Origin of the sequence: Aeromonas sobria (genome assembly GCF_000820145.1) — a bacterium.
GTDB lineage: Bacteria > Pseudomonadota > Gammaproteobacteria > Enterobacterales > Aeromonadaceae > Aeromonas > Aeromonas sobria.
The window spans coordinates 86,540-109,903 of the sequence record NZ_CDBW01000035.1 but is presented as its reverse complement, the minus strand read 5'-3'; the positions used below and the strand labels follow the sequence as shown (position 1 = coordinate 109,903).

Here is a 23,364-nt window from a genome sequence, read left to right as displayed (position 1 = left end):
AGATGCCACCGGTTCGATAGCTGGGGTATGCTAGGGACATAATGAACACGCCATAACAAGCAACAGGATGAACAAGATGAAAGCCAAAGTCAGCTGGGTGGAAGGGATGAAATTTATCGGTGAGAGCGAATCCGGTCACACCGTGACTCTGGATGGCGCTAATCCGGGAGAAGGGGTGAGCCCGATGGAGATGATCCTGCTGGCGGTGGGTGGCTGCAGCTCTATTGATGTGGTCTCCATTCTCGAAAAAGCACGTCAATCAGTGACCGCATGCCACGTAGAACTGAACGGTGAACGGGTAGATAGCACCCCGCGCGTTTTTGAAAAAATTAACCTGCACTTTGTGGTAACCGGCACCGGGCTGGCAGAGAAGCAGGTTGCCAGAGCTGTGACGCTATCGATGGAAAAATACTGTTCTGTTTCCCTGATGCTGGAAAAAGCGGTACAAATTACCCATAGTTATCAAATTCTTGAAGCCTGATAACTGATAATTGTTACGTGGAAAAGCCATGGCGTTAGGCCATTACATAAGGAAAGTGCAATGAAAAAATTGATAGCCCTACTTCCTCTACTGGGTCTGGCGGCATGTACCAGCCCACAGCCGACCCAGTATCAATATAACCAGTATCAGTGTGGTGAAGAGCTGTTAGCCGTGACCTATGATGCCCAGGCTGACATGGTGCAGTTCCCCTACAACGGGGTTTACCACAAGCTTGCTCGAGTCGAGTCGGAGTCTGGCGAGAAATATTCTGACAGCGTGACCACCTTCTGGAATCAGGAGAAACAGACCACGCTGACCCAAAAAGAGGTCACCTTGTTGACCTGTACCCGTAAATAGATGAATGCACTCTCCCTTGAGGCGGCGCCCTTGTTTTGACCACAAGCGTCCCGTCAAAAAAAGCGGCTTGCCAGATGGCAAGCCGCTTTTTTATCTTGATCCGGATGAGTGCCATGTATATGGCTTATCGGGTAGGCAAGGCCCCCAGTAATTCAGCGGCAAGTTGCTGACTCAGCTGCTGGCGCTGCCCCTCGGCGATGGCTGCCTCGCTGGCAAGGGAAATCGCACTGCTCCAAACCGCTTTTTTGCTGCGAGGGTCAAGCAACACGATCGCCAGCGTGCCCTTGCGTCCACTGGCAGATGCTCCAATCCCCGGCGTCATGCCCAGACGTGAGAAAATCTCGCCATCGCTGATATCTTTGCCCCCCGCGACCCCGATAGCCACCCAGAGGTCGGCCTCCTCAAGGGGCACACTGCGCCATCCCTTGCCATCAAGTTGTTGACTGACTGCTTGCTGCATCGGCTCCAGCCAGCCTTCAGCGTGTTCGCCGGCGAACTGATACTGCTCAGCCAGGGCGTAGCGCGGTGTGGCGCCAAACGTCCAGTCACTGATCGGACGAACCACCATGGTGCCCGATTCCAGCGTGGGGGCCGATGGCCCACTGCTGCACCCGCCCAGCAGGGCAAGCAGCGCCACAGAAAGATAAGCAAACCGCATCATGAACTCCTTTGAATCAGGTTATTTTTCCGGTTTCGAGCAGTTGCTGGATGAGCGGGCGCAGGATCAACTCCATCGCAAATCCCATCTTGCCACCCGGCACCACAATGGTGTTCATTCGTGAGATGAAAGAGCCATCGATCATCGACAGCAGGTAGGGGAAATCGACCTGCTTGATGCCGCGAAACCGGATCACCAGCATACTCTCGTCCAGACTCGGGATCACCTTGGCGCTGAAGGGGTTGGAGGTATCTACCGTCGGCACTCGCTGGAAGTTGATATGGGTGCGGGAAAACTGCGGGGTAATGAAGTTGATGTAGTCATCCATGGAGCGAACGATGGAGTCGGTCACCGCCTCCCGGGAGTGGCCCCGCTCCGAGGTATCGCGAATAAGCTTCTGGATCCACTCCAGGTTGACGATGGGCACCACGCCGATGAGAAAATCCACGTGGCGCGCCACATTGTGATCCTCGGTGACTACGCCGCCGTGCAGCCCTTCATAAAACAGCAGATCCGTGTTGCTGGGCAGATTCTGCCAGGGGGTGAAGGTACCGGGCATCTGATTAAAAGGCACCGCCTCGTCAAAGCTGTGCAGATAGCGGCGATATTGGCCATTGCCATCCTGCCCATAGCCCTGGAAAAAATTCTCCAGCAAACCGAAGTCATTGGCCTCGGGGCCAAAATAGCTGATGTGACGCCCCTGCTCGCGCGCCTTGCGGATCGCCACATCCATTTCCGGGCGGGTATACCGGTGAAAACTGTCACCTTCTACCACCGCCGCTGTATAACCCAACTGATGAAACATCGAGCGAAAAGCGTTGGTGGAGGTGGAGGTGCCGGCACCGGAGGAGCCGGTGACTGCAATAATGGGATGCTTGGCCGACATAGAATTCTCTCTTCCTTGGGAGTGTCGTTATAAGATCAGGGGCGCAAGTTGGTCAAGATTGCTCGATAAAACGATCTTTCACTACGATATTGACCGATTCGTGCAACTCGCTATAGACGATAACCGCCTTGCCTTGCTGTAATTGCGATCGCACCGCGTCTACTTTGACCTCGAGTGATACGTCCTGTTCACCATATTCGGTGCCTTCTTGCAGCACAAATTGCTCGATCAGGTTGGTCAAGGTGTCGCCGTCGAGTTCTTGCCAGGGAATAATCATGATGGAAGTTCTATTAGCCAGAATGGCGCTATTTTCTATCTGTGACCATCGAGCGCAAGGTGTTTATATGTTTTTTGGTAGGATCTGAGATGTTCTCTGCTCATTTTCGCTCGCAAGCTGCCGATTTCGACGACCATCTATGGAGCATTCGCCGTCAGGCATTGAGCCAGGGGATCCGCTGGTTCTGGGTGGCCAATCTGCTAGGCAGCATCTTCTTGCTTGCCCGCTTTTATGTCTACCAGAACGCCGAATTGGTGATCGACAACAAACTGCCCTGGCGCTATGAGTGGCAGTTATGGATCATGGCGGCCGCCAATCTGACTTATCCGTTGCTACGCTGGTTGCTACAGCACAGACCAGGGCGAGAGTGGCTAAATAGCCTGCGGGTCTATGCGTTGTTGTGGGGGACAGGTTGGGCAATGGTGGGCTATGCCACCGCAGTGACCGAGGTGAGAGGAGGCTTTAGCCTGGCCTTTATGTCCCTCAGTCTGCTGTTGATGACCTCCCTGATCGCCTTTTATTGCGAAAAAAGCCTCTGTTACTGCTTTATGGCTCCCCCTTTGTTCTATCTGCTTATCGAACCCCTGACCGTAAAGGTTCCGTTTCTTGCCATGCATGTCTTGCTGGTAGTCGGATTGGTGCTGTTGCTGGAGACGGGGCGACGAATGTTGTACGACTGGTTCGTGCTGGCAGTTGCCCGGGAGTACGAGAATCTGGAGCTAGCCCGCCAGCTGGATGGTCAAGCCAAGCAAGACCCGCTCACCAGATTGGCCAATCGTCGCCACTTCAACCTGGTCGGAGAGCGTACGATCAAGCAGGCCATGCTGCAGGATCAATCCTTTGCGGTGATCCTGCTCGATGTGGATTTTTTCAAAAAGCTGAACGATGGCTATGGCCATCAACGTGGCGACGAAGTGTTGGTAAGTGTCGCTGAATGTCTGCGTGAGGTGGTACGAAGTCAGGACGATCTGGTCGCCCGTTACGGCGGTGAGGAGTTCGTGCTGTTATTGCCGAAGGCTACCCTGAACATTGCCGAGACAGTGGCCCAGCGTGTTGCTGCGGCGCTGGCGCGCCATTCCCTGCCCCATGCCTACTCTTGTGTGGCACCCTATGTCACCGTGAGCCAGGGGATCGCCTTGTGGACAAATGGAGAATCGCTCGAGCGGGTCATCGCCCGGGCCGATGGGGCTCTTTATCAGGCTAAGGCCGAAGGGCGCAACTGCTATCGCATGGCTCAGTCAGACACTCAGCCAGCCAACGGCTGATCCGTTCATCCAGCCAGAATCGGGGGCGCCAGGGGGTGCCGTGCAAAAAGCCGACATGGCCGCCACGCTGGCTCAGCTCATAGCGCACCATGGGAGACAACTGTTCCGACCGGGGGATGACAGCGTGTGACATGAAAGGATCATCCGCGGCGTGAATGATGAGGGTCAGGATGGGGATCTGACGCAGCAAGGGCAGGCCTGAACAGCTTTGATAGTAGTGGCTGGCATTGCGAAAGCCATGTAGCGGCGCTGTGACCTGTTCGTCGAACTCCCGCAGGGTGGCAATCTGCTCCACTTGCCTTGGCTGCCAACGTTCGCCTGCTTTTTGCTGGCGGCTGATTTTATTTAGCAGATTACGGCGCATGGTGCGCAGCAGATAGTTCTGATAGACCTTGGAGAAGCCCTGATTAACCCGTTCGGCACAGCTGGCCAGTTGCAGCGGGGCCGAGACCACCACTGCCGCCTTCAGTGCTTCAGGGCAGGCCCGCGCCAACAGATTGACCAACATATTGCCGCCAAGTGAAAAGCCGATGGCGATCAGTGGTTTGCCCGGGAAGCGCAGGCTCAGCTCGGCGATCAGCTCTTGCGCATCACCGATAGCGCCAGAGTGATAGGCCTGCAAATGACGATTGGGTTCGCCGCTGCAACCGCGAAAGTGCATCAGTACCGCCTCCCTCCCCTCTTGCTGCAGGTGGGCAAACAGTCCCTTGGCATAGTGGGAATGAATGCTCCCCTCAAGCCCGTGGAACACCACCACCAGCGGCTGCACATCCGCGCTTACCTCGCCGCTCCAGGCCAGATCGACAAAATCCCCCTCCCGCAGCTCAAACCGCTCGGCCACAAAGCGGGCTGGCATGCGGCGCAGCCATTTGGGCAATATGGTCTGCAGATGAGGATTGCGGGCCCACCAGGGGGCGTGGAAGTGGCTCTCGGTCAGCATGATTTCAGTCTGTTTTGGTTAAAATGGGCAAGAGGATCGCGTCTCCCGCCAGATAGCCGCCGCATTATTGCAGCAGACGATCGTGATGCTCGGCACCACGCAACATGGCCTGAACCAGCTCGTTGGCCTCAAATTTGGTCAGCGCCTCATGGGCCCCCACCTGGTGGGCCCGCTCGACGCTGATCTCGCTGGAGAGCGAGGTGTGCAAAATGATGTAGGCACCCGCCAGCTTGCTATCACTTTGCACCTCAAACGCCAATTCATAACCATCGAGCCCTGGCATTTCGATATCGCTGACCAGAATGTCTATCGGACTCTTCTGACTTGCCCGCTCCTGCATCAGGCTCAACGCATCCTTACCGTTCGAGCGGACCTCATAGGGGATATTGATGTAGTCGAGGGCGGCCATCAGTTGACGGCGGGCGACGGAAGAGTCATCGACCAGCAGGATCCGCATCGGCTTGATCCGCTCCCGCTGCACATCGGTCAACACCGGATAGAGGTGGCTGGGATCGTCCGGGTAGACCCGGGAGAGGATCAGCTCCACATCCAGCAGCTGGATCAGCTGGTCATTGACTCGGGTTACCCCGGTCACGAAGACATTGTGGCCGAGTGCGGCTGGGGGCGACTCGATATCACGCCAGTTACACTCAGTGATCTTGTCGATACCCCGCACCAGAAAACCCACCAGCGTCCGGCGGCAGTCGGTAATGATGATGAAGCAATGCGCCATCTCCTCCTGACTGACCGGGCGATAACCCACCGCCATCGCCATATCAATCACCGGAATCGTGGCACCACGCATGTTGGCGGCCCCCAGCACAGTGGGGTGCGAATGAGGAAGCGCAGTCAGCCGGGTATAAGGCACTATCTCCTTCACCTTGAGGGTGCCGATGGCAAAGGATTGTTTGGTCGAGAGATGAAACAGCAACATGCCCTGGGATTGATTGGCTTTGCTCGTCATGGCAGATGTCCTGTTGGTCAAAACGTTGGCACTCACTTCGGGCCGCTAGCATATAGGATCACAGGGGCGTGACCCTTCCTTGTTAACGACCACTTGGCAAAAAACTGAACTAGTTCAGCTAATTAAATTGGCGCGATAGCCGAGCAAGCCGGCGATTACTCGCCACTCCCGCTAACGCCCCATTGCTGGCAGGCGGCTTGCAGCGCCCCCTCATCAGCATAACCCAGCTTGCTGGCAACCACGGCTGGCTTGCTGCCGCCCTTGAGCAGTCTGAGTGCCTGCAGCAGTTGCCATTGCTGTTGCAGAGCAAGCCCTTCTACTGGCGGTTCGGCCTGTTGTGCCCACAGTTGCAGGCTCTCTGGCCTGCCATTGGCCAGCGCTTGCCAGCATGCCTGCAAACTCGGCTCCCCTTGCTGACTAATGGTGCACTGTTGCAGCTCGTCCAGGATCACCTGAAGCCGCTGACCATATATCCCCTGCCACTCTTGTGGCCGCTGCCACTGGGCCAGCGAATCGAGCAGCGCATCGAGCAGAGGGGTAGTCTGCAACCACCCGGCCTGTTGCGGTTGCTCAACCCGCAGCGAGACGCTCAGTTGATCGTAGTGGCAACCACTGAGCGGGCTGAACGCGGCGAGGGCATCGGCGCAGAGCCAGAAGCAACGACCTGTGGGCAACAACAGCTCATGCTGGCCCAGTCTCAGCAGCGCGGCGCCCCGGGTTATCCGCAACAGTTGCCCGACCGGGGTCCGTTTGCGGTTGCCCGCCTGCAAGCCGTGGCAAGAAAAATGGTGGTATTCGATGGCATGATGCATGTAAAAACCCTGATATGATGCTGCCTGGAGGTAACAAAAATGGAAACCAGACGTAAAAAACGCTTCATTGCCGGTGCAGTCTGCCCGGCGTGCGGCAAGTTGGACAACATGATGCTGTATCTGGAGCATGGAGTCGAGAAGGTGACCTGCGTCGCCTGTGGCGATACCCAGGTGCAAACCCCTGCCGAGGTCGACAGCCTGACCCGCGAGGCGGAAGAGGTGATCGGGGTATTCCGCCCGTAATAGCCACTACGACTACCGGAATGAGACTCACCTCTGCCGTTTATGCCGTTTTTTTCAACATTATTGCGCCAGCCATGGCATATGCGCGGCTCATTTTTTAAGGTATTCTGAGCCCGTTTTTTTCTATCCGCAGGATCCTGACATGAAAGTAGCTCCTCTGAGCGTGGTTACGCTGGAATACACAGTCACCGACGAGCACGGTGAAGTCATCGACAGCACAGTTGGCAAAGAGCCGCTGGTCTATCTGCACGGCACTCGTTACCTGGTCTCTGGCCTGGAAGCCGAGCTGGAAGGTCGCGCGGTAGGTGAAGCATTCGAAGTGACCCTGGCCCCCGCCCAGGCTTACGGCGAGTATGACGAGACTCTGGTACAAGAAGTGCCGGGTGAGCTGTTTGATGGCATGGAAGTCTCCGAAGGGGATACTTTCGTGGCTGAAACCGATGACGGTCACCGTCCGGTCACCGTGGTTGAAGTCTCGGAAGAGTTCGTCAAGGTAGATGGCAACCATCCGCTGGCGGGCGTGACGCTGCGTTTCAAGGTCGAGATCCAGGACGTGCGCGCTGCCACTGCTGAAGAGCTGGCACATGGCCATGTCCATGGCGATGAAGGTTGCGGTCACGACCATGGTCATGGTCATGATCACGATCACGATGATCACCAGCATGGCGGCTGCTGTGGCGGTGCAGGTCACGGTCATGACCACGGCCACGATCACGGCGCTGAAAAGGGCCATGGCGGTTGCTGCGGTGGTGGCGGTTGTGGTGGCAAGGGCCATCAACACTGATCACAGCTACGCTGATGATAAAAAACCCGCGATTATCGCGGGTTTTTTATTGGCTGGCGACCGGGATTGGCAAGGTTGCCTGACAACGGAAATGGCCTGATCAGTAGTGCGGTGGCGGCGTCTCTTCGGCCATGCTGGCGATCTGGCTGGGCTGTACACTTTGCAGTTTGTCGATCAGCAGCTGGATCTGGTATTTGAGCCGGTCGAGCTCACGGCCCTGGGTCGTCACCTCCCCATTAAGTTGCTCTACGGTGTACTCCGCATAAGCGAGACGGGTTTCCAGGGTTTCGATGCGATCGTTAAGTTGCTGACTCATGGGCCTTCGGGTCCTTACTTGATTGTCCAGATTTCGGCCAGCCCACTGGAACTGGCACTGATCAAGTGACTATTGTCGCGCAAAGCGACGCCATAGACCACTGCACTGGGCGGTTTCACCTTGGGTTGCGGCGAGACGCGCCAGCGCTGCAGCAGGGCGCCATCGCTCACTTGCCACAGGGAGAGCTGGCGGGAAGGGGCGCCGGTGATCAGCCACTTGCCGTCGTTGGCAAAGCGGGCGCTGGTGTAGACCTCGAAGCGGTGATCGTATTGCAGCTGGCTCACCTCCTTGCCGGTTTTCAGATCCCAGATGCTGGCCCGGCTGCTGTCGGCGGTGAAGGCATAGCGACCGCTCGGCTCCAACCTGGCCATGACCACCCGGCCACCATGGTTAAAGCGCCAGATAACCTGACCGCTGCGGGTATCCCATAAATAGGCGCTGTAGTCATTACCGCCTGTCAGGGCGTAGCGGCCATTGGCCGACAGATCCACCGTATTGATCTGCTCGGTATGCCCCAGAAATTGCAGGCGACGGCCACTTTGGGTATCGAGCCATTCCGCTTTACCATCTTCCCGCCCGATCAGCACGTAGCGCCCGTTGGCAGATAGCGCAATATCCCTCAGCTTGGATTCAGGAAGAGAGTAGTAACCTTGGGATCGTCCATCCTGTAACCGCCAGGTGGCAAAGGTGTCAGTTGTTGCGGTAATGGCATGGCTATTGTCTTCGGAGAAACGGGTAATGAAAACCAGATCATCCGGCGAGTCAGACTGCTTCCAGCGCCAGCGCTGGCGGTTCTGCTCGAGATCCCAGACAATAATGCCCTGACTGATGCTGGAAACGATGGCCAACTTGCCGTCACTGGCCAGATCGGCGGTCAGCAGACCGGTGCTGGCAAGGGTCAATTGCTGGCTGGGTTGGGAGCTCTGCTCGCAACCAGTGAGCATTAAACAGAGGCTCACCAGATAAATAGCACTTTTTATCATTTTTGCGGTCTCATGCTTTTGTTACCTGCGATCACGGCGTTAGTATAAGGCGCTTATCACGATAAACCTCTCATTTCACGATGAAACCGAGAGCGGTATTTGGAGTTTGGAGAAACTGATGAACAAATTTCTGAAGGTGTCCCTGTTGGCTGCGGCGGTTGCCGTCGGTCTGACTGCTTGCCAAAAAGACGAGAAGCCTGCTGCGGCCAATACCGCCGAAGTGAAGGCAGAGGCCAGCAAGCCTGCAGAGGGCACCAAGGCTGAAGCCAAGAGCTTTGAAGAGCAATCCGGCTACGCAATTGGCCTCTCCATGGGTCGTTATATCGCTAACACCCTGGAGCGTCAGCAGGAACTGGGCATCAAGCTGGAGAACGCCGTGATCCTGAAAGGGGTGACCGACGGTCTGGGTAAAGAAGCCAAGATGACTGACGAAGAGATCCAGAAAGTACTGCAAGATTACGATGCCAAAATCAACGAACTGACCAAGGCCAAGGCTGAGAAAGATTCTGTTGATAACCTGAAAAAAGGTGACGAGTATCTGGCTGCCAACGCCAAGAAAGAGGGCGTGAAGAGCACCGAATCCGGCCTGCAATATCTGGTCGAGAAGATGGGTGATGGTGCCAAGCCGAAATCCACCGATATCGTCAAGGTTCACTACACCGGCACCCTGACCGATGGCACCAAGTTCGACAGCTCCGTCGATCGCGGCGAGCCAGCTACCTTCCCGCTCAACCAGGTTATCCCGGGTTGGACTGAAGGCGTGCAGCTGATGCCTGTTGGCTCCAAATTCAAGTTCTTCCTGCCGTCCAAGCTGGCCTATGGCGAGCACGGTGCAGGCTCCATCCCGGCAAACGCCGTGCTGGTGTTTGACGTAGAGCTGCTGGCGATTGAAAAGCCGGCCGCTGACGACGCCAAGAAGTAATGAAATACCTGTAGTAAAAACGGCTCCTTAGGGAGCCGTTTTTACTTGTATATGCCTTATAATCGCGAGATAACAGGGTTTCCCTGCGTTGGGTATGAACGCTGGTGCAGACAAAATAGATCGCAAAATCAAATACAAGGATGACTCCAGTGGCTGAAAACAAACCGCGTGTTCTACTGGTGGAAGATACCCGAAGTCTGGCGGTAGTTTATGAACAGTACCTGCGGCTGGAGGGGTATGAGGTGTTACTGGCCGACTGCGGCCAGCAGGCGCTTGCACAGTTGCAGACCAGCCCACCGCCCGTGGTGCTGCTCGATCTGGAGCTACCGGATATGTCCGGTATGGATATTCTGCAGATGATCACCGAACAACAGCTGCCTTGCGCCGTAGTGGTGATCACCGCCCACGGCTCGGTCGATGTGGCGGTGGAGGCGATGCGCCTGGGTGCCTTTGATTTTCTGACCAAGCCATTCGATAGCAAGCGGCTCTGTGCCACCGTTCGCAATGCCCTGAAGCATCAACAGTTAAGTTCGCTGGTCGCCCACTATAAGGAGAACTTCGAGCGCAGCTCATTTTTCGGCTTTATCGGCGCATCTATGCCGATGCAGGCGGTCTATCGTATCGTCGAGAGCGCGGCGCCCAGCAAAGCGACCGTTTTTATTACCGGTGAGAGCGGTACCGGCAAAGAGGTGTGCGCCGATGCGATTCATCAGTGCAGCCCCCGCCGAGATCAACCTTTTATCGCCCTCAACTGCGCCGCCATTCCCCACGATTTGATGGAGAGCGAGATCTTCGGCCATGTGAAAGGCTCCTTTACCGGTGCTCAGGGGGATCGTAAAGGAGCAGCCAGTCTGGCCGATGGCGGCACCCTGTTTCTGGACGAGATCTGCGAGATGGATCTGGACCTACAGAGCAAGCTGTTGCGCTTTATCCAGACCGGCACCCTGCAGCGGGTCGGCAGCGGCAAACTTGAAACCGTCGACGTGCGTTTTATCTGCGCCACCAATCGTGACCCGCTGGTGGAGGTCAAGGCTGGCCGTTTCCGTGAAGATCTGTACTACCGGTTGCATGTTATTCCCCTCAGCCTGCCAGCCCTGCGGGAGCGGGGTGAAGATATTCTGCTGCTGGCACGCACCCTGTTGCAGAGTTACGCCAAAGAAGAGAACAAGCGCTTCAAGGATTTCGACCCCAGCACGGCAAGGGTTCTGATCGACTACCCCTGGCCCGGCAACGTCCGCGAGTTGCAGAACGTGGTGCGCAATATCGTGGTGCTAAACGACAAAGAGCTGGTCAGCCCAGATATTTTGCCACCACCGCTCAATGGGGTTCGTCCCCAACTGCCAGCGGCAATTGCCGCGGCGGTCGCATCGACTCCGGTTGTCAATGGGGCAGCAAGCGGGCCGATCCGTCCGCTCTGGATAGTGGAAAAAGAGGTGATCGAACAGGCCATCGCCAGCTGTGACGGCAATATTCCCAAGGCGGCGGCGCTGCTGGAGATCAGCCCCTCCACCATCTATCGCAAGAAGCAAGGTTGGGAAGAGGCCAGCCTGACCTGAGTGAGCGGCACTATCCCTGGTGCCTGAGCGGAATCGATCCAGAGCATAATGACATTGAAGCAAGTGAGGGGCGGCGCGAGCCGCTCTCTCTATTTTCGGGGTACTCAGAGCTTAGCGAGGTGCTTGAGGCGAGCCAGTCGCTCCGCCTCATTGGCCTTGAGCCAGCCATCCCGTGATAGCAGGAACCAGGCGCGGGCAAAATATTCTGCCGCTGCCGGATCGTCCAGTGCCAGCGCGTTTTCACCCATCTCCTCAAACAAATAGCCATCCTCAGGCTCGCCAGCCTCTGTCATGTCGATTTTGAGCTGCACCAATTCAGCCAGCGCAGCCTCATGTAGACCTTTGACTCGGGTCAGCCGGGCCAGACTCCAGCGGGCGATAAAGGCCTTGGCAGGATTGTTGTGTTGCAGATGCCAGGCCAGACACTTCTGTTGCAGAATTTTGGCTTCATCAAAGCGGCCCAGTTCGAACAGGGTCCAGCCCTGATTGTTATAAAGCGTGGCCAGCCAGCCGCGCACCTTCTCATCGCTGCTGCGCTCCGCCAGCTCCATCGCCAGTTGATGCCAGCGGCTCTGCTCTTCAAGCGGCCCAGCGATGGCGATCATGTGTGCGGCGTCGATGGCGAGATAGAGCTCCTTCTCCTTGAGGCCCAGCTGCCATGCCTGTTCAAACAGGGTTCTGGCACGGGCTTTGTCACCTGCCGAGTTAAAGGTGCGACCCCGCTCCAACAGGGCTCTGATTCTGGCCCTTGGTGTGGCGTCGCCGAGCCGGGGTGCGATCTCGTCGAGCAGCTGGTGAGCTTGTTCAAACTGGCGTTGCAGCGAATGGGTGCGGGCGATCTGGGTCAGCAACTCCAGCTCGAGTTGCAGGTCGGCGGCGGTGCGCGCCTCAGTAAGCAGTGCGTGAAAACGCAGGGCGGTGGCGGCGGGATCCTGATAATCCCACTGCGCCATGAAATCGGGCGGATTGTCCATCTGGCCTCCTGGCTAGCGATCCTTTCACCAAGATGCCTGCAGGCCATTGTTTGTACAAGGGGGGCGCGTCACAGAGCCCCCCTTGAGTCATGTCAACAGCAGTGGTCAGCCGGTCAGTAGACCATGGCCAGGCTCATCAACATCAGGCCGAGCGCGGCAAAGACCCCCTCCTTGATGGCGAGACGGGGCACCAGCGCCTTGGGCAGCGCCGGAAACAGGCTCAGGGCAAAGCCAAGCCCCGGCATCAGCCAATGGAACGCCGGATTGCGCAAGGCGGGATCGGCCGCACCATTGATGATGATCAACAAAATAAACAGGGTGAAGGCGGGCAGGATAAACCAGCGAACTCCACTGGCAGCGACCGCGCGCAGCGGCGAGATGCGATAGAGCAGCATGGTCACCAGAAACAACACAAAAGGGGCCAGCAAATAGAGCGGTGCGGGGTTCATAACATTTTTCCTGAAAACAAGTCGTCTGAAAATCGGGGGCAGGCACAACAGGCGCGGGATTTAAGCACTCTTCGCGGATGATGACCAGCAGCCCGGGCCCGGGCTGTGAAGAGGATCCCGGGCAAAGGTTTGCTACCGGGCGCTTTAGCTGCGCCAGAACCAGGCTGCGGCAAAACCCAACCAGCTCAGCCCTAGCAAGACCCATGGCAGTGGATGCTGACGAGTCACTTCTACCAATTCGATCTGGTCGTCCTGATCCTCTGGCAGTGGTGTGCCCTGTGACTGTTTGGCTTTGCTCTGCAGCTTCTTTTGGCGACTCGCCTCACGGGCCCGCACCTTCATCTGCTTCTTGTACTCATCGATGCCTTTCTGGATCCCTTGCGCGATAAGTTGAGTCTGCTCTTTGGTCTGCCCCGGCTTCTGGTTGGCACGGGCAATCTTCACCGCTTCCTGCTGGGTCTCGGGGGAAACTTTGTCATACTTGGCCATCAATTATCTCCTCGGCATGGCTGGCTGGGGAGTATGCCATAAAAGCTGCGCATTCAGGCCTGCCTCTTGCTCACCCCCCCCATAGCTAACGGCCTGCAGCCCCTCCCCTGACAATCCACAAGCCCAGCTGCCTAGATACCCAGATGCCACAAGCAGCAGACATGGGCCCAACAGGTTTGCATATGCCAATAGGTTGTCGGCCAGATGGGGTAAATAGGGGATGGCCCACCATTCAGGTCAAGGGCGCGAGTTGAAATACAGACAGGATGGGGAGGAAACAGCGCCCCGCAATGTGACAAACATCCCCACCAAGGTGGGGAGCTATCTATCTCAGACAGGCCGACGCCCCACTCTTTCACTTTGTTACACGCAACCAGGCGGCATTAGTCATCATGGTACCCCCCGTGCTTTTTATGCTTCTTGTGCTTTTTGTGGTGCTTATGATGGTGATGATCATCGTCATCATCGTAATAGCGATCCTGGCTCTTGTGACCATCACCGGTCTTGGCGCCAATGGCCGAACCGCTCGCCCCGCCGACCCCGGCCCCGATCAACTGACCGGTATCACCGCCGACACTCTTGCCAATGGCGGCGCCACCAAGCGCCCCCACCGCGCCGCCGAGGGCCGCTTCATTCTTGTTGCCCTTGTTGGCCGTCGCTGCGCCACCGGCAGCACCGCCCAAGGCGGCCCCCACCAGCGCACCGGTATCACCCCCCAGCTCCTTGCCGATCATGGTGCCCGCCACCCCCCCCGCCCCGCCACCGAGAATGGTGTTGAGGGTCTCGGAGGCGTGTGCCGCCGTGCTGCCCAGCAATAACGCCCCCAGCAAAGCCAGCGCGCGAATGCCACCGCTATTCATCTCCATAGATACTCCTGTCAAACCTGATTAATTTCCCTGCACTATTAACCTGCACTATACAAACCGGCAGGCGGCACGCCAGTGGGGGGATTGCGGTAGGTAGCTCTTCGCTTGAAACCCGGTTTCAGGAATGACCCGAGAGATTGAATTCAATCACTTGAATAACCACAAGAAAAATTTCATTTCACAGGAATGACGCGGCCCCCGGCAGGGCCGGGAGGCTGTCGCAGCCCCGCCCCGACAGCTAGCGATCGGACAGCTCCTGTCACCAGCGCGGGGTTGGGTAGCACAATCTCAGGAGTGCTGGCTGCCCAGCTGTTCGATGATGGTGTTGCGCAGCAGGGCGCGCCCCTCATCAATGCGGGTCGATCGGGAGAGTCCTTTCGCCCACATCAGCGCCAGCGAGCGACTCAGCAGCGGTTGATGCAAATCCACCACCTTGAGCTGGGGATCGCACAGATGTGTGGTGTAAAGCCTTGGCAGAATGGCGATGGCCAATCCCGAACGCACCAGACCGTGCAGGGTCTCGACATAGTCGGTGGTGTATCTGGGCTTGAGCCCGGGCAACTGGCTCTGGGCCAACCCGTTGACCTGTCGGCTGACATTACCTCTGGCAAACAGGGCGATATCGCGGTGGGTCAGTTGCTGCCAACTGATGACATCCTCCGTTGCCAGCATGTCCTGCCGGTTAACCACCGCCACCAGCGCATCGTCCAGCAGCGGCGTGACCTCCAGCGAGTCGGGCAACTCGCCATCCAGCACGCCAATCCCCGCATCCAGCGCTCCCTCGGCCAGCGCCAGCAGCAGGCCATCATTGGTGTGATCCTGAAACTCGACCCGCAAACCCGGAAACTGTTGCTGCAAGCGGGCGGCCGCCAGCGGGAACATCAGGGCGCAGGCCGACGGGATCAAGCCGATACGCAGGGTACCATCGCCCCCTTCGGCCATCACCTGCTGCATATCGGCAAAAGCGGCGTGGGCCACATTGAGCAGCCCCTTGGCGTGGGGCAGGATCGCCTCTCCCTGCTCGGTGAGGGTGACCGCCTGCGCAGTACGATGGAACAGTTTGCCGCCTAGCACTGATTCAATCTGGCGCAAGGCACTGCTCAGGGCGGGTTGACTGATGGCCATCTGGTTGGCCGTCTCGGTGAAGTGGCGCAGCTGGGCCAGGGTGACAAAATACTGGATCTGCTTGAGAGAGAGCGCAGGCAAACGGCGCCAGGGTTCAGACATGGAAGGGACAACCAGAGAAAACGTTTGCAGCAGCATAACCCTTTCTTATCCAGTTATAAATTCTTTGCGCTATGCACGAGCCAATCCCCTCCCTAAAGTGTGCCCATTATTCCCCTTGCTAGGCCATCTCCTTCATGTGTGAACAAGATGCATCCCTCAACTTGCGCCGCCGCGCCGTGCAGGCGGCCCTCGGTGAAGTCCCCTTCGATCTGCTGCTCATCAACGCCAAGGTGATCGACATGGTGACCGGCGAGATCCGCCCCGCCGATGTGGGGCTGGTCGGCCCGCTGATCGCCAGCGTTCATCCGGTCGGCACCTGCCAGCAGGCGAGCGAGATCCACGATCTGGCCGGTGCCTATCTCTCGCCCGGGCTTATCGACAGCCATGTCCATGTGGAGAGCTCCCACCTGACGCCGGAGCGCTACGCCGATGTGGTGGTCGCGCAGGGCACCACCACCATCTTTTGGGATCCCCACGAGCTGGCCAATGTGCTCGGGCTGGCGGGGGTGCGCTACGCCATCGACGCCAGCCGCAACCTGCCGCTGCGGGTGATCTGCGCCGCCCCTTCCAGCGTTCCCTCGACGCCGGGCCTCGAGATGTCGGGGGCCGAGTTTCATGGCCCCGAGATGGCGACCATGCTGGAGTGGCCGGAAGTCGCGGGGATCGCCGAGGTGATGGACATGCAAGGGGTGCTGGGCGGCAGCGAGCGAATGACCGGCATCCTGCACGCCGGTTTGCAACGCAACGCCCTGATTGAAGGGCACGCCCGGGGCCTAAGCGGCAACCGGCTGCAAGCCTATCTGGCCGCCGGGGTTAGCTCGGATCACGAGCTCACCTCGGCAGCCGATGCGCTGGAGAAGCTGCGGGCCGGGCTCACCCTGCAACTGCGCGGCTCCCACCCCTACCTGCTGCCGGAGATCGTCGCGGCGCTGAAACAGCTGCCCCACCTCTCCTCCCAAATCACCCTCTGTACCGACGATGTGCCGCCCGACATGCTGCTGGGAAAGGGGGGCATGATCGCGCTGGTCAAACTGCTGGCAGAGCTGGGGCTGGCGGTGCCCGATGTGCTGCGGATGGCCACTCTCAATGCCGCCATCCGTCTGAAACGCAACGATCTGGGGCTGGTTGCCGCAGGTCGCTGCGCCGATCTGGTGGTGTTTGACAATCTCATCGATCTTAACCCGCTCTGGGTCTACAGCGGCGGCCAGCGGGTCGCCCACCATGGAGCCATTCTCACCCCCTCCAAGCCTGTCGCTGGCTGCCAGGCGCCGCGCGCTACCATGCAGATCCCCCTGCGCACGCTGGAAGACTTCGTCATTCGGGTGCCCGGACTGGCGGCGGGACGTGCCCGCTTCAAAACCATCAAGGGGGCCCGCTTCACCCAGTGGAGCGAAACCGAGGTTGAGGTTCGGGATGGTCAGGTGATTGTGCCGGAGGGGTTTAGCCTGATCTCGGTGCAACACCGTCACGGCCGCCATCAGGCGGGCACCCGGCTGGCGCTGCTGGAAGGGTGGGGCGAGCTGCAGGGGGCCATCGCCACCAGCTACTCCCACGACTCCCACAATCTGGTGGTGCTGGGGCGCGACCCACAAGAGATGATGCTGGCCGCCAACACCCTGATCGCCAGCGGAGGCGGCATGGCGGTCGTTCAGCAGGGTGAGGTGCTGGCCCACGTCGCCATGCCCATCGCGGGCATGCTCTCCGACCTGCCAGCCAGCGAGCTGGCGGCCAGTTTCCACGCCCTGCGGGAAGTAAGCGGCCGGGTGGTGGAGTGGGAGCCCCCCTACCGGGTCTTCAAGGCCATCGAGGGAACCTGTCTCGCCTGCAATGCGGGGCCCCATCTGACCGATCTCGGTCTCACCGACGGCCTGACCCGCGAGATTGTCAACCCCTTCATCTGCAGCTGGCCCCACGCCGATGCCAGCCAAGCCGATTAACATCGAGGAGAACAGAGTGAACCCTGTCGCCATTATTCTGGATACCGACCCCGGCATCGACGATGCCGTTGCCATCGCCGCCGCCCTCTTTCACCCCGGGGTCGCGCTGGCGCTCATCACCACGGTCGCTGGCAACGTCGATGTCAGCAAGACCACCCGCAACGCCCTGCGCCTGCTGCACTTTTTCGACAAAAAGGTGCCGGTGGCACAGGGGGCCAGCCAGCCCCTCGTGCGCCCCCTCGACAATGCCAGCCATATCCATGGCCACTCCGGCCTCGACGGTTACGAGTTTGCCGAGCCGCAGCAACAGCCGCTGCCGGAACATGCCGTCGAAGCCATGAAAGCCACCCTGCTGGCCAGCGAACACCCCATGACGCTGGTGCCCATCGGGCCGCTGACCAATATCGCCCTGCTGCTCACCCTGCACCCCGAGTGCCGGGAGAAGATCGAGCGGATCGTGCTGATGGGCGGCTCGGCTGGCCGGGGCAACCACACCCCCAATGCCGAGTTCAACATCTACGTGGATCCGGAGGCGGCTCACATCGTCTTCAGCAGCGGCCTGCCCATTGTGATGTGCGGGCTCGATGTCACCAGCCGGGCGACCCTGACCGGCGAGATGATTGCGATGCTGCCAGCCCTCAACCGCACCGGCGCCGTGCTCCACGCCCTGTTTGGCCACTATCGCGGCGGCAGCATGCAGACCGGGCTCAAGATGCACGATCTCTGCGCCATCGCCTATCTGGTGCGCCCCGAGTTGTTCACCACCCAGGCCTGCCATGTGGCCATCGAAACCCGGGGCGAGCACACCCTGGGCACCACCTCGGTGGATATCAACAACCGGCTCAAGCGGCCGCCCAACGCCGAGGTGTGCCTCGATATCGACGTGCCCGGATTCAGAGCCTGGTGCATGGAGACCCTTGCCCGCGCCATCTGATCCCGAACCGCCAGCTCGCTGGCCAATTCACATCAAGAAGAGAGTGTTGGAACCATGCTGGAAATAATTGTCAGCACCCTGATCCTGGTCATCTGCGGCTATCTCATCGCCAAAAACTACGATGCCAAGATAGTGCTGTTTGGCGCAGGTTTGCTGTTGATGTTTGCCGCCGTCGGACTGGGTCACCCCTTGCTGCCAGAGGCGCAGAGCAGCGGCCTCAGCTGGCTCGATCCCTTCGTCCAGATCAAGCAGATCTTCATCAGCCAGATGGGCAATGTCGGCCTCACCATCATGGTGCTGTTCGGCTTCTCCAGTTACATGAGCCACATCGGCGCCAACGACGTCACCGTTATGCTGCTGACCCGCCCCTTGAGCCGCATCCGCTCCCCCTATCTGCTGGTGCCGGTGATCTTCCTCTTGGGCAACCTGCTCTCGCTGGTGGTACCGAGTGCCGCCAGTCTGGCGGTGCTGCTGATGGCGACCCTCTATCCGGTGCTCAAGGCGTCGAACATGTCCTCCCTCACTGCCGGGGCCGTCATTGCCACCACCGCCACCATAATGCCAAGTCCGCTGGGGGCCGATAACGTGCTGGCTGCCCAGAAGCTGGGGATCCCGCTGGTGGAGTACATCGTCTCCTACCACGCCCCTATCTCGCTGCCGACGCTGGCGCTGATGGCGGTGGTGCACTACTTCTGGCAGAAGGCGATGGACAAGCGGCAGCAAGCGCGCGGCGGACTGGAAGAGAAGGATGAATCCCTCGCCCTACCCACCGGCTTGCCACCCGCCTACTACGGCCTCTTCCCGGTGCTGCCGCTGGTGCTGGTGCTCCTGTTTGGCATCTTCTTCACCCACATCTCGCTGGGGCTGGTGGAGATCACCTTCGTCTGTCTGCTGCTCACCATCGGGGGGGAGCTGCTGCGCAAAGGCAATATCAAGGAGACCAGCAAGGAGTTCGCCATCTTCTTTACCGGCATGGGGACGGGTCTGGCTCAGGTAGTGTCGCTTATCGTGGCGGCCAGCATGCTGGTGGAGGGGCTCAAAGCCATCGGTATCATAGATACCCTGGTGGACAGCGTGAAGCACATCGACGGGGTCGGCTCTATCCTGATGTTCTTCTTCTCCGGTACGGCGGCGCTGATCGGCTTTATCAGCGGTAGCGGGCTAGCGGTCTTCTACTCCTTTATCAACATCATTCCCGAGATCACCGAGAAGGTCGGGGTCAACAGTGTGTCAGTGGCCCTGCCGATGCAGCTCACCGCCAACCTGATCCGCTCCATGTCGCCGGTAGCCGCGGTGATCATCGTCATCGCCTCGATCACCGGCAGCAACCCCATCGAGATCATCAAGCGCACCTCGGTGCCCATCATCTCGGGCATCATCTGCTGCCTGACCCTCTCCTACCTGCTGTTCAGCTAGCACCTGCCCCGCACACAGGCGATCAACGAGATTGCCTGTGTGCGGGATATTTAGAGGCTGTCGTCATCAGACAAATACTGTCAGGATTGCTCCTTGCGGATCACATCGCCCCCTGACGAGAGATGCCAGCAATCCCGCCCGCAGCGCTTGCTTTGATAGAGAAGCGCATCGGCCCGTTCAAACAGCTCGGTGCCATCCTGCTGATTACTGGCGCCCCCCGCACTCAGGGTGACCTGCCCCTTGAACTCGCGCCACTGCTGGCTACGCACCCGATAGAGCAGATGAACCAGAGCGGCTTCCAGCTCACTGCGTTCAAGTTGCACCAATGCGGCAAATTCATCGCCCCCAATCCGATAGACCGCATGTTCGCCAAACTCTTCGGCCAGAATGTGGGCAACCCGAACCAACACCTGATCACCAAAGGCGTGGCCAAGGGTGTCATTGATCCCTTTGAAGCAGTCCACATCGAACAGCAGCAGCCAAAAATGCAGTTCGGTCTGCTCAAGCGCCCGTTTGTGTTGTTCGAAAGCGCGCCGGTTCATGCTGCCGGTCAGAGGATCGCGCAGCAGCGCATCCTGATCTTTGAGAAAGGTGGCACGCACCTGCTCTATTTCACTGAGACTGCTGTGCACAAACCAGGTATTTGCTTCTACAACCGGCTCGGTCGCTGCCGGATCCTGGACAATCCCGCTCAGTGAACCGGATACCAATGCCTGTTCCTGACGAAATATCCGCACCAGAAAACCTATGCTGAGAAACCAGATCAAAAAAAGTGATAACAGGGGCAGCACCACCATCAAAAGGGACTCTTTGAGGCCGTCACGAAAGACTGATGGAGGTAAATAGATGTTGAGATCCCAACCAATCTCTTCCAGCTCACGCTTGATATGAGTGCCATGCCAAAGCACATCAAGGCCAAACCCGTTGTGCCCGTCCACCACTTTCTCCGCCTCTCTATCCAGCAGTTCAAGATGGCTACCCACGATCAGCTCATTACTGCCGCGCAGGGTGAGATAGAGCGCAGCAGGGTTGTTCCCTACTGTTCTTTGCAGCGCCTGCTGCAATGTCTTGAATGACATGTCCACCATCAGCAACCCCAGCAGGTGACCCTTGTCATCTCGCACTCGTTTGACCAAGGTAAGGATCAGCTCTCCGGTGCTGTATTCGGGATAAGGGCCAAGCCAGACCGTCTTATCCCCTGGCAGAGACAGCACCTGGTACCAGGGGCGCACCGAGGCTCGATAACCGGAAGGCCGCACCCACTCGGGATAACAGCTGATCAGGTCAAACCGTGGATTGTAAAAATAGATGTAATGACTGTTGCGCTTGATCTGATGAGCAATGGCCCAACTTGGGTTGTTGGCCGGCTCACCACGGGCAATCGCCTGTTTATCCAAAGAAGCTTCCAACACCGCGATCTGCCGCTCATTGACTTGCACCATTTCATGGATCAATGCGGCTTCAACCGAGGAGGCCATATGACCAAAACCCGCCACCGTCTTGTCGATATCACGCACATAGCTGGCTGCCGCCAGGATCAGCGTTGAAAGCAGCACCAGGATCCCCAGCACAAAGGAGAGAGGAGCGAGGAGCGAGTACGTAATAGCGTCTATTAAGGGGGAGCCGACTCACATCACATCCATAGAACAGATTACTAAGGGCAGATTTTAGGGCGATATCCACTATGAATTATTGATTGCCGTCAGATCTGAACGGTTCAAATGGCAACATTCATATTAGCTATGAATCAAAAATCTTGGGTCCAGTATCAACTATCAGGAAAAAGCATCATCACTCCCGGTTAACACTCTGATCTTGAGAGGGTGGTATAGTCTATACCTTGAGCGATTGGAGCCGGATGGCTTTGCTCCACCCACCAGATGTGACTATCAGGCAAACAAAGGAGATGTTATGAGCAGTCCGTTTATCGAGCAGATCAAAGCACGTCGTACCATCTATGCCCTGGGCGACCAGGTGTCCCATACGCCGGAACAGCTGACGGCCCTGATCCAGGATGCCATCAGGCACAGCCCCTCCTCCTTCAACTCCCAAAGTTCCCGCGCCGTCATTCTGTTTGGCGCCCAGCACCACAAGCTGTGGGACATCGTCAAAGCCGAGCTGAAAAAGATTGTGCCGCCGGAAGCCTATGCCCAGAGCGAGGCCAAGGTGGATGGCAGCTTCCGCGCAGGCTTTGGCACAGTGCTGTTCTTCGAGGACACCGACGTCATCAAGGATCTGCAGCAAAAATTTGCGCTGTATGCCGACAACTTCCCCGTCTGGTCAGAACATGCCACCGGCATCGCCCAGTTTGCAGTCTGGACTACCCTGGCTCAGGAGAAGATCGGCGCCTCCCTGCAGCACTACAACCCCCTTATCGACGAGGCGGTGCGCAAGGAGTGGAACCTGCCCGCCAGCTGGCTGCTGCGCGCCCAGATGCCCTTTGGCAGCATCAAGCAAGCCGCCGGTGACAAGAGCTTTATCGACGACGCCACCCGTTTCCGCGTGTTCAAATAACGGTTGAGATAGCAAAACGCCCCCGTAAATCGGGGGCGTTTTTATTGCCGCAGGCGGTGGCGATGGCTCATGCCGCAATATGCCGCCGCAGCGCGCGATCTGCGACGCTCAGGCGGGCAGCGTCACCAGCAGGGACTCGCCTTCCCCCAACTCCACCTTCACCTCGCGCCAGTCGCGGATCACCGCCACCACCGCCGGATTGAGTGGCTCCTCACCCCCTACCTGCACCACGGTGCAACCTGCGCGCAGGGCACTCTCGATACCGGCCAGCGCATCCTCGAACACCAGACAGCGAGCGGGCGACCCGCCAAGCCGTTTGGCACCCAGCAGATAGGGTTCGGGATCGGGTTTGCCATTGCTCACCGCTTCAGCCCCCACCAGCAGGTTGGGCAGCGGCAAACCGGCACAACTCAGGCGGTGGCGGGCAACCCGCTCACTGGCGGAGGTCACGATGGCCCAACGCTCTGGCGGCAAGCGGCGCAGCAGCTCGCCAGCTCCGGCGATGGCATCGCCGCCGGTATGTTCCATCTCCAGCTCGTCGAGCCTCGCAGCCTCCCGCTCTACATCCAGTTGCGGGGCCAGCGCCCGGATCACCTCCCGCGAGCGCATGCCGTGGCACATCGCCAGCACCGGCTCGGGGTCGAGCTGATGTTCACGACACCAGATCCGCCACACCTGCTCCACATCGCCGGTCGAGCAGACCAGGGTGCCATCCATATCGAGCAGCAGGGCGGATACCGACAAGGTGATATTATTCATGTCGGCGCTTATTTCTGTTCTCAGATTGGCACTCATGCAATCACCCCGGTCCGCTCGGATGCAGCACCAGAGAGGGCATCGGCAAAGGCCTGCTGCTGGGCGGCACGCTCGTAACAAGCGAGCGCCTGCTCGGCACTGCCAGCCCACACCGGCAAGGGGCCGACCACAAACCCCTGTTGCAACAGGCTGGCGAGCAGCTCCCCCGTCTCAGGTGCTGCCAATGGCTGGGCCAGCACCAGCGTGCCCTTGATCAAAAAAAGATAACGTTGAGTCGACATGATATGGCTCCTTGTTTCAGGTCTGAGGGAGCCGCGACTCCCTTTACCGGACCATTAGAACAAGTCGATTAGATAAT

Annotated in this window: 27 protein-coding genes; 11 read left to right on the top strand and 16 right to left on the bottom strand. The window is 58.5% G+C overall.

What is annotated here, in order from left to right; all coding sequences use genetic code 11:
* Nucleotides 1–76: 76 nt before the first annotated feature.
* Both BN1135_RS16135 and BN1135_RS16130 read left to right on the top strand, forming a co-directional pair.
* Nucleotides 77–481 (top strand): OsmC family protein, encoded by a 405-nt coding sequence (locus tag BN1135_RS16135; protein WP_042022895.1) that lies wholly within the window; start codon nucleotides 77–79, stop codon nucleotides 479–481.
* 60 nt (nucleotides 482–541) lie between these two features.
* Entirely contained in the window at nucleotides 542–838 is a 297-nt protein-coding gene (locus tag BN1135_RS16130; RefSeq protein ID WP_042022892.1) for an MliC family protein, read from the top strand.
* Nucleotides 839–962: 124 nt separating this feature from the next.
* Here BN1135_RS16130 and BN1135_RS16125 read toward each other — a convergent pair whose 3' ends face one another.
* Genes BN1135_RS16125 through BN1135_RS16115 form a run of 3 tightly spaced genes read right to left on the bottom strand, consistent with a single transcriptional unit; the run spans nucleotide 963 to nucleotide 2,659 of the window.
* Nucleotides 963–1,496, bottom strand: a complete 534-nt coding sequence (locus BN1135_RS16125; protein WP_042022889.1) for a DUF4136 domain-containing protein — start codon at nucleotides 1,494–1,496, stop codon at nucleotides 963–965.
* Nucleotides 1,497–1,512: 16 nt separating this feature from the next.
* Nucleotides 1,513–2,382 carry a phosphoribulokinase gene (locus tag BN1135_RS16120; RefSeq protein WP_042022886.1) on the bottom strand — a complete coding sequence of 290 codons (870 nt, stop codon included), beginning with the start codon at nucleotides 2,380–2,382 and terminating at the stop codon, nucleotides 1,513–1,515.
* Nucleotides 2,383–2,434: 52 nt separating this feature from the next.
* Entirely contained in the window at nucleotides 2,435–2,659 is a 225-nt protein-coding gene (locus BN1135_RS16115) for a YheU family protein (RefSeq protein WP_042022884.1), read from the bottom strand.
* Between the two features lie 89 nt (nucleotides 2,660–2,748).
* Here BN1135_RS16115 and BN1135_RS16110 point away from each other — a divergent pair, with 89 nt between their 5' ends.
* Nucleotides 2,749–3,924: a GGDEF domain-containing protein gene (locus BN1135_RS16110; RefSeq protein ID WP_042022882.1), complete on the top strand. Its 1,176-nt coding sequence runs from the start codon at nucleotides 2,749–2,751 to the stop codon at nucleotides 3,922–3,924.
* On the opposite strand, the gene BN1135_RS16105 is transcribed toward BN1135_RS16110, so the two are convergent.
* From BN1135_RS16105 to BN1135_RS16095, 3 genes are all read right to left on the bottom strand, one after another.
* The gene (locus BN1135_RS16105; RefSeq protein WP_042022881.1) at nucleotides 3,860–4,864 is read right to left on the bottom strand and encodes a hydrolase; all 1,005 of its coding nucleotides are present in this window, start codon (nucleotides 4,862–4,864) and stop codon (nucleotides 3,860–3,862) included. The two genes, BN1135_RS16110 and BN1135_RS16105, sit on opposite strands and share 65 nt — an antisense overlap.
* Before the next feature lie 64 nt (nucleotides 4,865–4,928).
* On the bottom strand, nucleotides 4,929–5,828 hold the full coding sequence (locus tag BN1135_RS16100; RefSeq protein ID WP_042022878.1) for a chemotaxis protein: 900 nt from the start codon (nucleotides 5,826–5,828) through the stop codon (nucleotides 4,929–4,931).
* Between the two features lie 155 nt (nucleotides 5,829–5,983).
* Complete coding sequence (locus BN1135_RS16095) at nucleotides 5,984–6,640, bottom strand: hypothetical protein (RefSeq protein WP_042022876.1); 657 nt, start codon at nucleotides 6,638–6,640, stop codon at nucleotides 5,984–5,986.
* A gap of 39 nt (nucleotides 6,641–6,679) precedes the next feature.
* On the opposite strand from BN1135_RS16095, the gene BN1135_RS16090 reads away from it, so the two are divergent.
* Nucleotides 6,680–6,883 (top strand): YheV family putative zinc ribbon protein, encoded by a 204-nt coding sequence (locus tag BN1135_RS16090; protein WP_042022874.1) that lies wholly within the window; start codon nucleotides 6,680–6,682, stop codon nucleotides 6,881–6,883.
* A 142-nt stretch (nucleotides 6,884–7,025) separates the two neighbouring features.
* Nucleotides 7,026–7,667: an FKBP-type peptidyl-prolyl cis-trans isomerase gene (locus BN1135_RS16085; RefSeq protein WP_042022873.1), complete on the top strand. Its 642-nt coding sequence runs from the start codon at nucleotides 7,026–7,028 to the stop codon at nucleotides 7,665–7,667.
* Nucleotides 7,668–7,767: 100 nt separating this feature from the next.
* Here the strand turns inward: BN1135_RS16085 and BN1135_RS16080 are convergent, their stop codons facing one another.
* The gene (locus BN1135_RS16080) at nucleotides 7,768–7,983 is read right to left on the bottom strand and encodes a SlyX family protein (protein WP_042022871.1); all 216 of its coding nucleotides are present in this window, start codon (nucleotides 7,981–7,983) and stop codon (nucleotides 7,768–7,770) included.
* Between the two features lie 14 nt (nucleotides 7,984–7,997).
* Entirely contained in the window at nucleotides 7,998–8,966 is a 969-nt protein-coding gene (locus BN1135_RS16075; protein WP_042022869.1) for a WD40 repeat domain-containing protein, read from the bottom strand.
* Between the two features lie 118 nt (nucleotides 8,967–9,084).
* On the opposite strand from BN1135_RS16075, the gene fkpA reads away from it, so the two are divergent.
* Both fkpA and BN1135_RS16065 read left to right on the top strand, forming a co-directional pair.
* Nucleotides 9,085–9,888, top strand: a complete 804-nt coding sequence (gene fkpA / locus BN1135_RS16070; protein ID WP_042022868.1) for an FKBP-type peptidyl-prolyl cis-trans isomerase — start codon at nucleotides 9,085–9,087, stop codon at nucleotides 9,886–9,888.
* A 149-nt stretch (nucleotides 9,889–10,037) separates the two neighbouring features.
* Complete coding sequence (locus BN1135_RS16065) at nucleotides 10,038–11,444, top strand: sigma-54-dependent transcriptional regulator (RefSeq protein WP_042022867.1); 1,407 nt, start codon at nucleotides 10,038–10,040, stop codon at nucleotides 11,442–11,444.
* A 104-nt stretch (nucleotides 11,445–11,548) separates the two neighbouring features.
* Here BN1135_RS16065 and BN1135_RS16060 read toward each other — a convergent pair whose 3' ends face one another.
* From BN1135_RS16060 to BN1135_RS16040, 5 genes are all read right to left on the bottom strand, one after another.
* Nucleotides 11,549–12,418: a tetratricopeptide repeat protein gene (locus tag BN1135_RS16060; protein ID WP_042022865.1), complete on the bottom strand. Its 870-nt coding sequence runs from the start codon at nucleotides 12,416–12,418 to the stop codon at nucleotides 11,549–11,551.
* Between the two features lie 113 nt (nucleotides 12,419–12,531).
* Nucleotides 12,532–12,867 (bottom strand): hypothetical protein, encoded by a 336-nt coding sequence (locus BN1135_RS16055; protein ID WP_042022863.1) that lies wholly within the window; start codon nucleotides 12,865–12,867, stop codon nucleotides 12,532–12,534.
* A gap of 144 nt (nucleotides 12,868–13,011) precedes the next feature.
* Complete coding sequence (locus BN1135_RS16050; RefSeq protein ID WP_042022862.1) at nucleotides 13,012–13,356, bottom strand: DUF2956 domain-containing protein; 345 nt, start codon at nucleotides 13,354–13,356, stop codon at nucleotides 13,012–13,014.
* 383 nt (nucleotides 13,357–13,739) lie between these two features.
* Complete coding sequence (locus BN1135_RS16045; protein ID WP_042022861.1) at nucleotides 13,740–14,222, bottom strand: YMGG-like glycine zipper-containing protein; 483 nt, start codon at nucleotides 14,220–14,222, stop codon at nucleotides 13,740–13,742.
* A gap of 288 nt (nucleotides 14,223–14,510) precedes the next feature.
* Nucleotides 14,511–15,449: a LysR family transcriptional regulator gene (locus BN1135_RS16040; RefSeq protein WP_042022941.1), complete on the bottom strand. Its 939-nt coding sequence runs from the start codon at nucleotides 15,447–15,449 to the stop codon at nucleotides 14,511–14,513.
* 134 nt (nucleotides 15,450–15,583) lie between these two features.
* Here BN1135_RS16040 and BN1135_RS16035 point away from each other — a divergent pair, with 134 nt between their 5' ends.
* Genes BN1135_RS16035 through dcuC form a run of 3 tightly spaced genes read left to right on the top strand, consistent with a single transcriptional unit; the run spans nucleotide 15,584 to nucleotide 19,736 of the window.
* Nucleotides 15,584–17,386 carry an adenine deaminase gene (locus BN1135_RS16035; RefSeq protein WP_042022860.1) on the top strand — a complete coding sequence of 601 codons (1,803 nt, stop codon included), beginning with the start codon at nucleotides 15,584–15,586 and terminating at the stop codon, nucleotides 17,384–17,386.
* A 16-nt stretch (nucleotides 17,387–17,402) separates the two neighbouring features.
* Nucleotides 17,403–18,320, top strand: a complete 918-nt coding sequence (gene rihC / locus BN1135_RS16030; RefSeq protein WP_223290149.1) for a ribonucleoside hydrolase RihC — start codon at nucleotides 17,403–17,405, stop codon at nucleotides 18,318–18,320.
* A 54-nt stretch (nucleotides 18,321–18,374) separates the two neighbouring features.
* Nucleotides 18,375–19,736: a C4-dicarboxylate transporter DcuC gene (gene dcuC, locus BN1135_RS16025; RefSeq protein WP_042022856.1), complete on the top strand. Its 1,362-nt coding sequence runs from the start codon at nucleotides 18,375–18,377 to the stop codon at nucleotides 19,734–19,736.
* Between the two features lie 80 nt (nucleotides 19,737–19,816).
* Here dcuC and BN1135_RS16020 read toward each other — a convergent pair whose 3' ends face one another.
* Nucleotides 19,817–21,292, bottom strand: coding sequence for a sensor domain-containing diguanylate cyclase (locus tag BN1135_RS16020; RefSeq protein ID WP_223290148.1), 1,476 nt, complete (start codon nucleotides 21,290–21,292; stop codon nucleotides 19,817–19,819).
* Between the two features lie 355 nt (nucleotides 21,293–21,647).
* Between BN1135_RS16020 and BN1135_RS16015 the strand changes: the two genes are divergently transcribed.
* Entirely contained in the window at nucleotides 21,648–22,250 is a 603-nt protein-coding gene (locus BN1135_RS16015) for a nitroreductase family protein (RefSeq protein ID WP_042022853.1), read from the top strand.
* A 108-nt stretch (nucleotides 22,251–22,358) separates the two neighbouring features.
* Here the strand turns inward: BN1135_RS16015 and BN1135_RS16010 are convergent, their stop codons facing one another.
* Nucleotides 22,359–23,009 (bottom strand): HAD-IA family hydrolase, encoded by a 651-nt coding sequence (locus BN1135_RS16010; RefSeq protein WP_042022852.1) that lies wholly within the window; start codon nucleotides 23,007–23,009, stop codon nucleotides 22,359–22,361.
* A 32-nt stretch (nucleotides 23,010–23,041) separates the two neighbouring features.
* Nucleotides 23,042–23,287, bottom strand: a complete 246-nt coding sequence (locus tag BN1135_RS16005) for a hypothetical protein (protein WP_042022850.1) — start codon at nucleotides 23,285–23,287, stop codon at nucleotides 23,042–23,044.
* Nucleotides 23,288–23,364 lie beyond the last annotated feature (77 nt).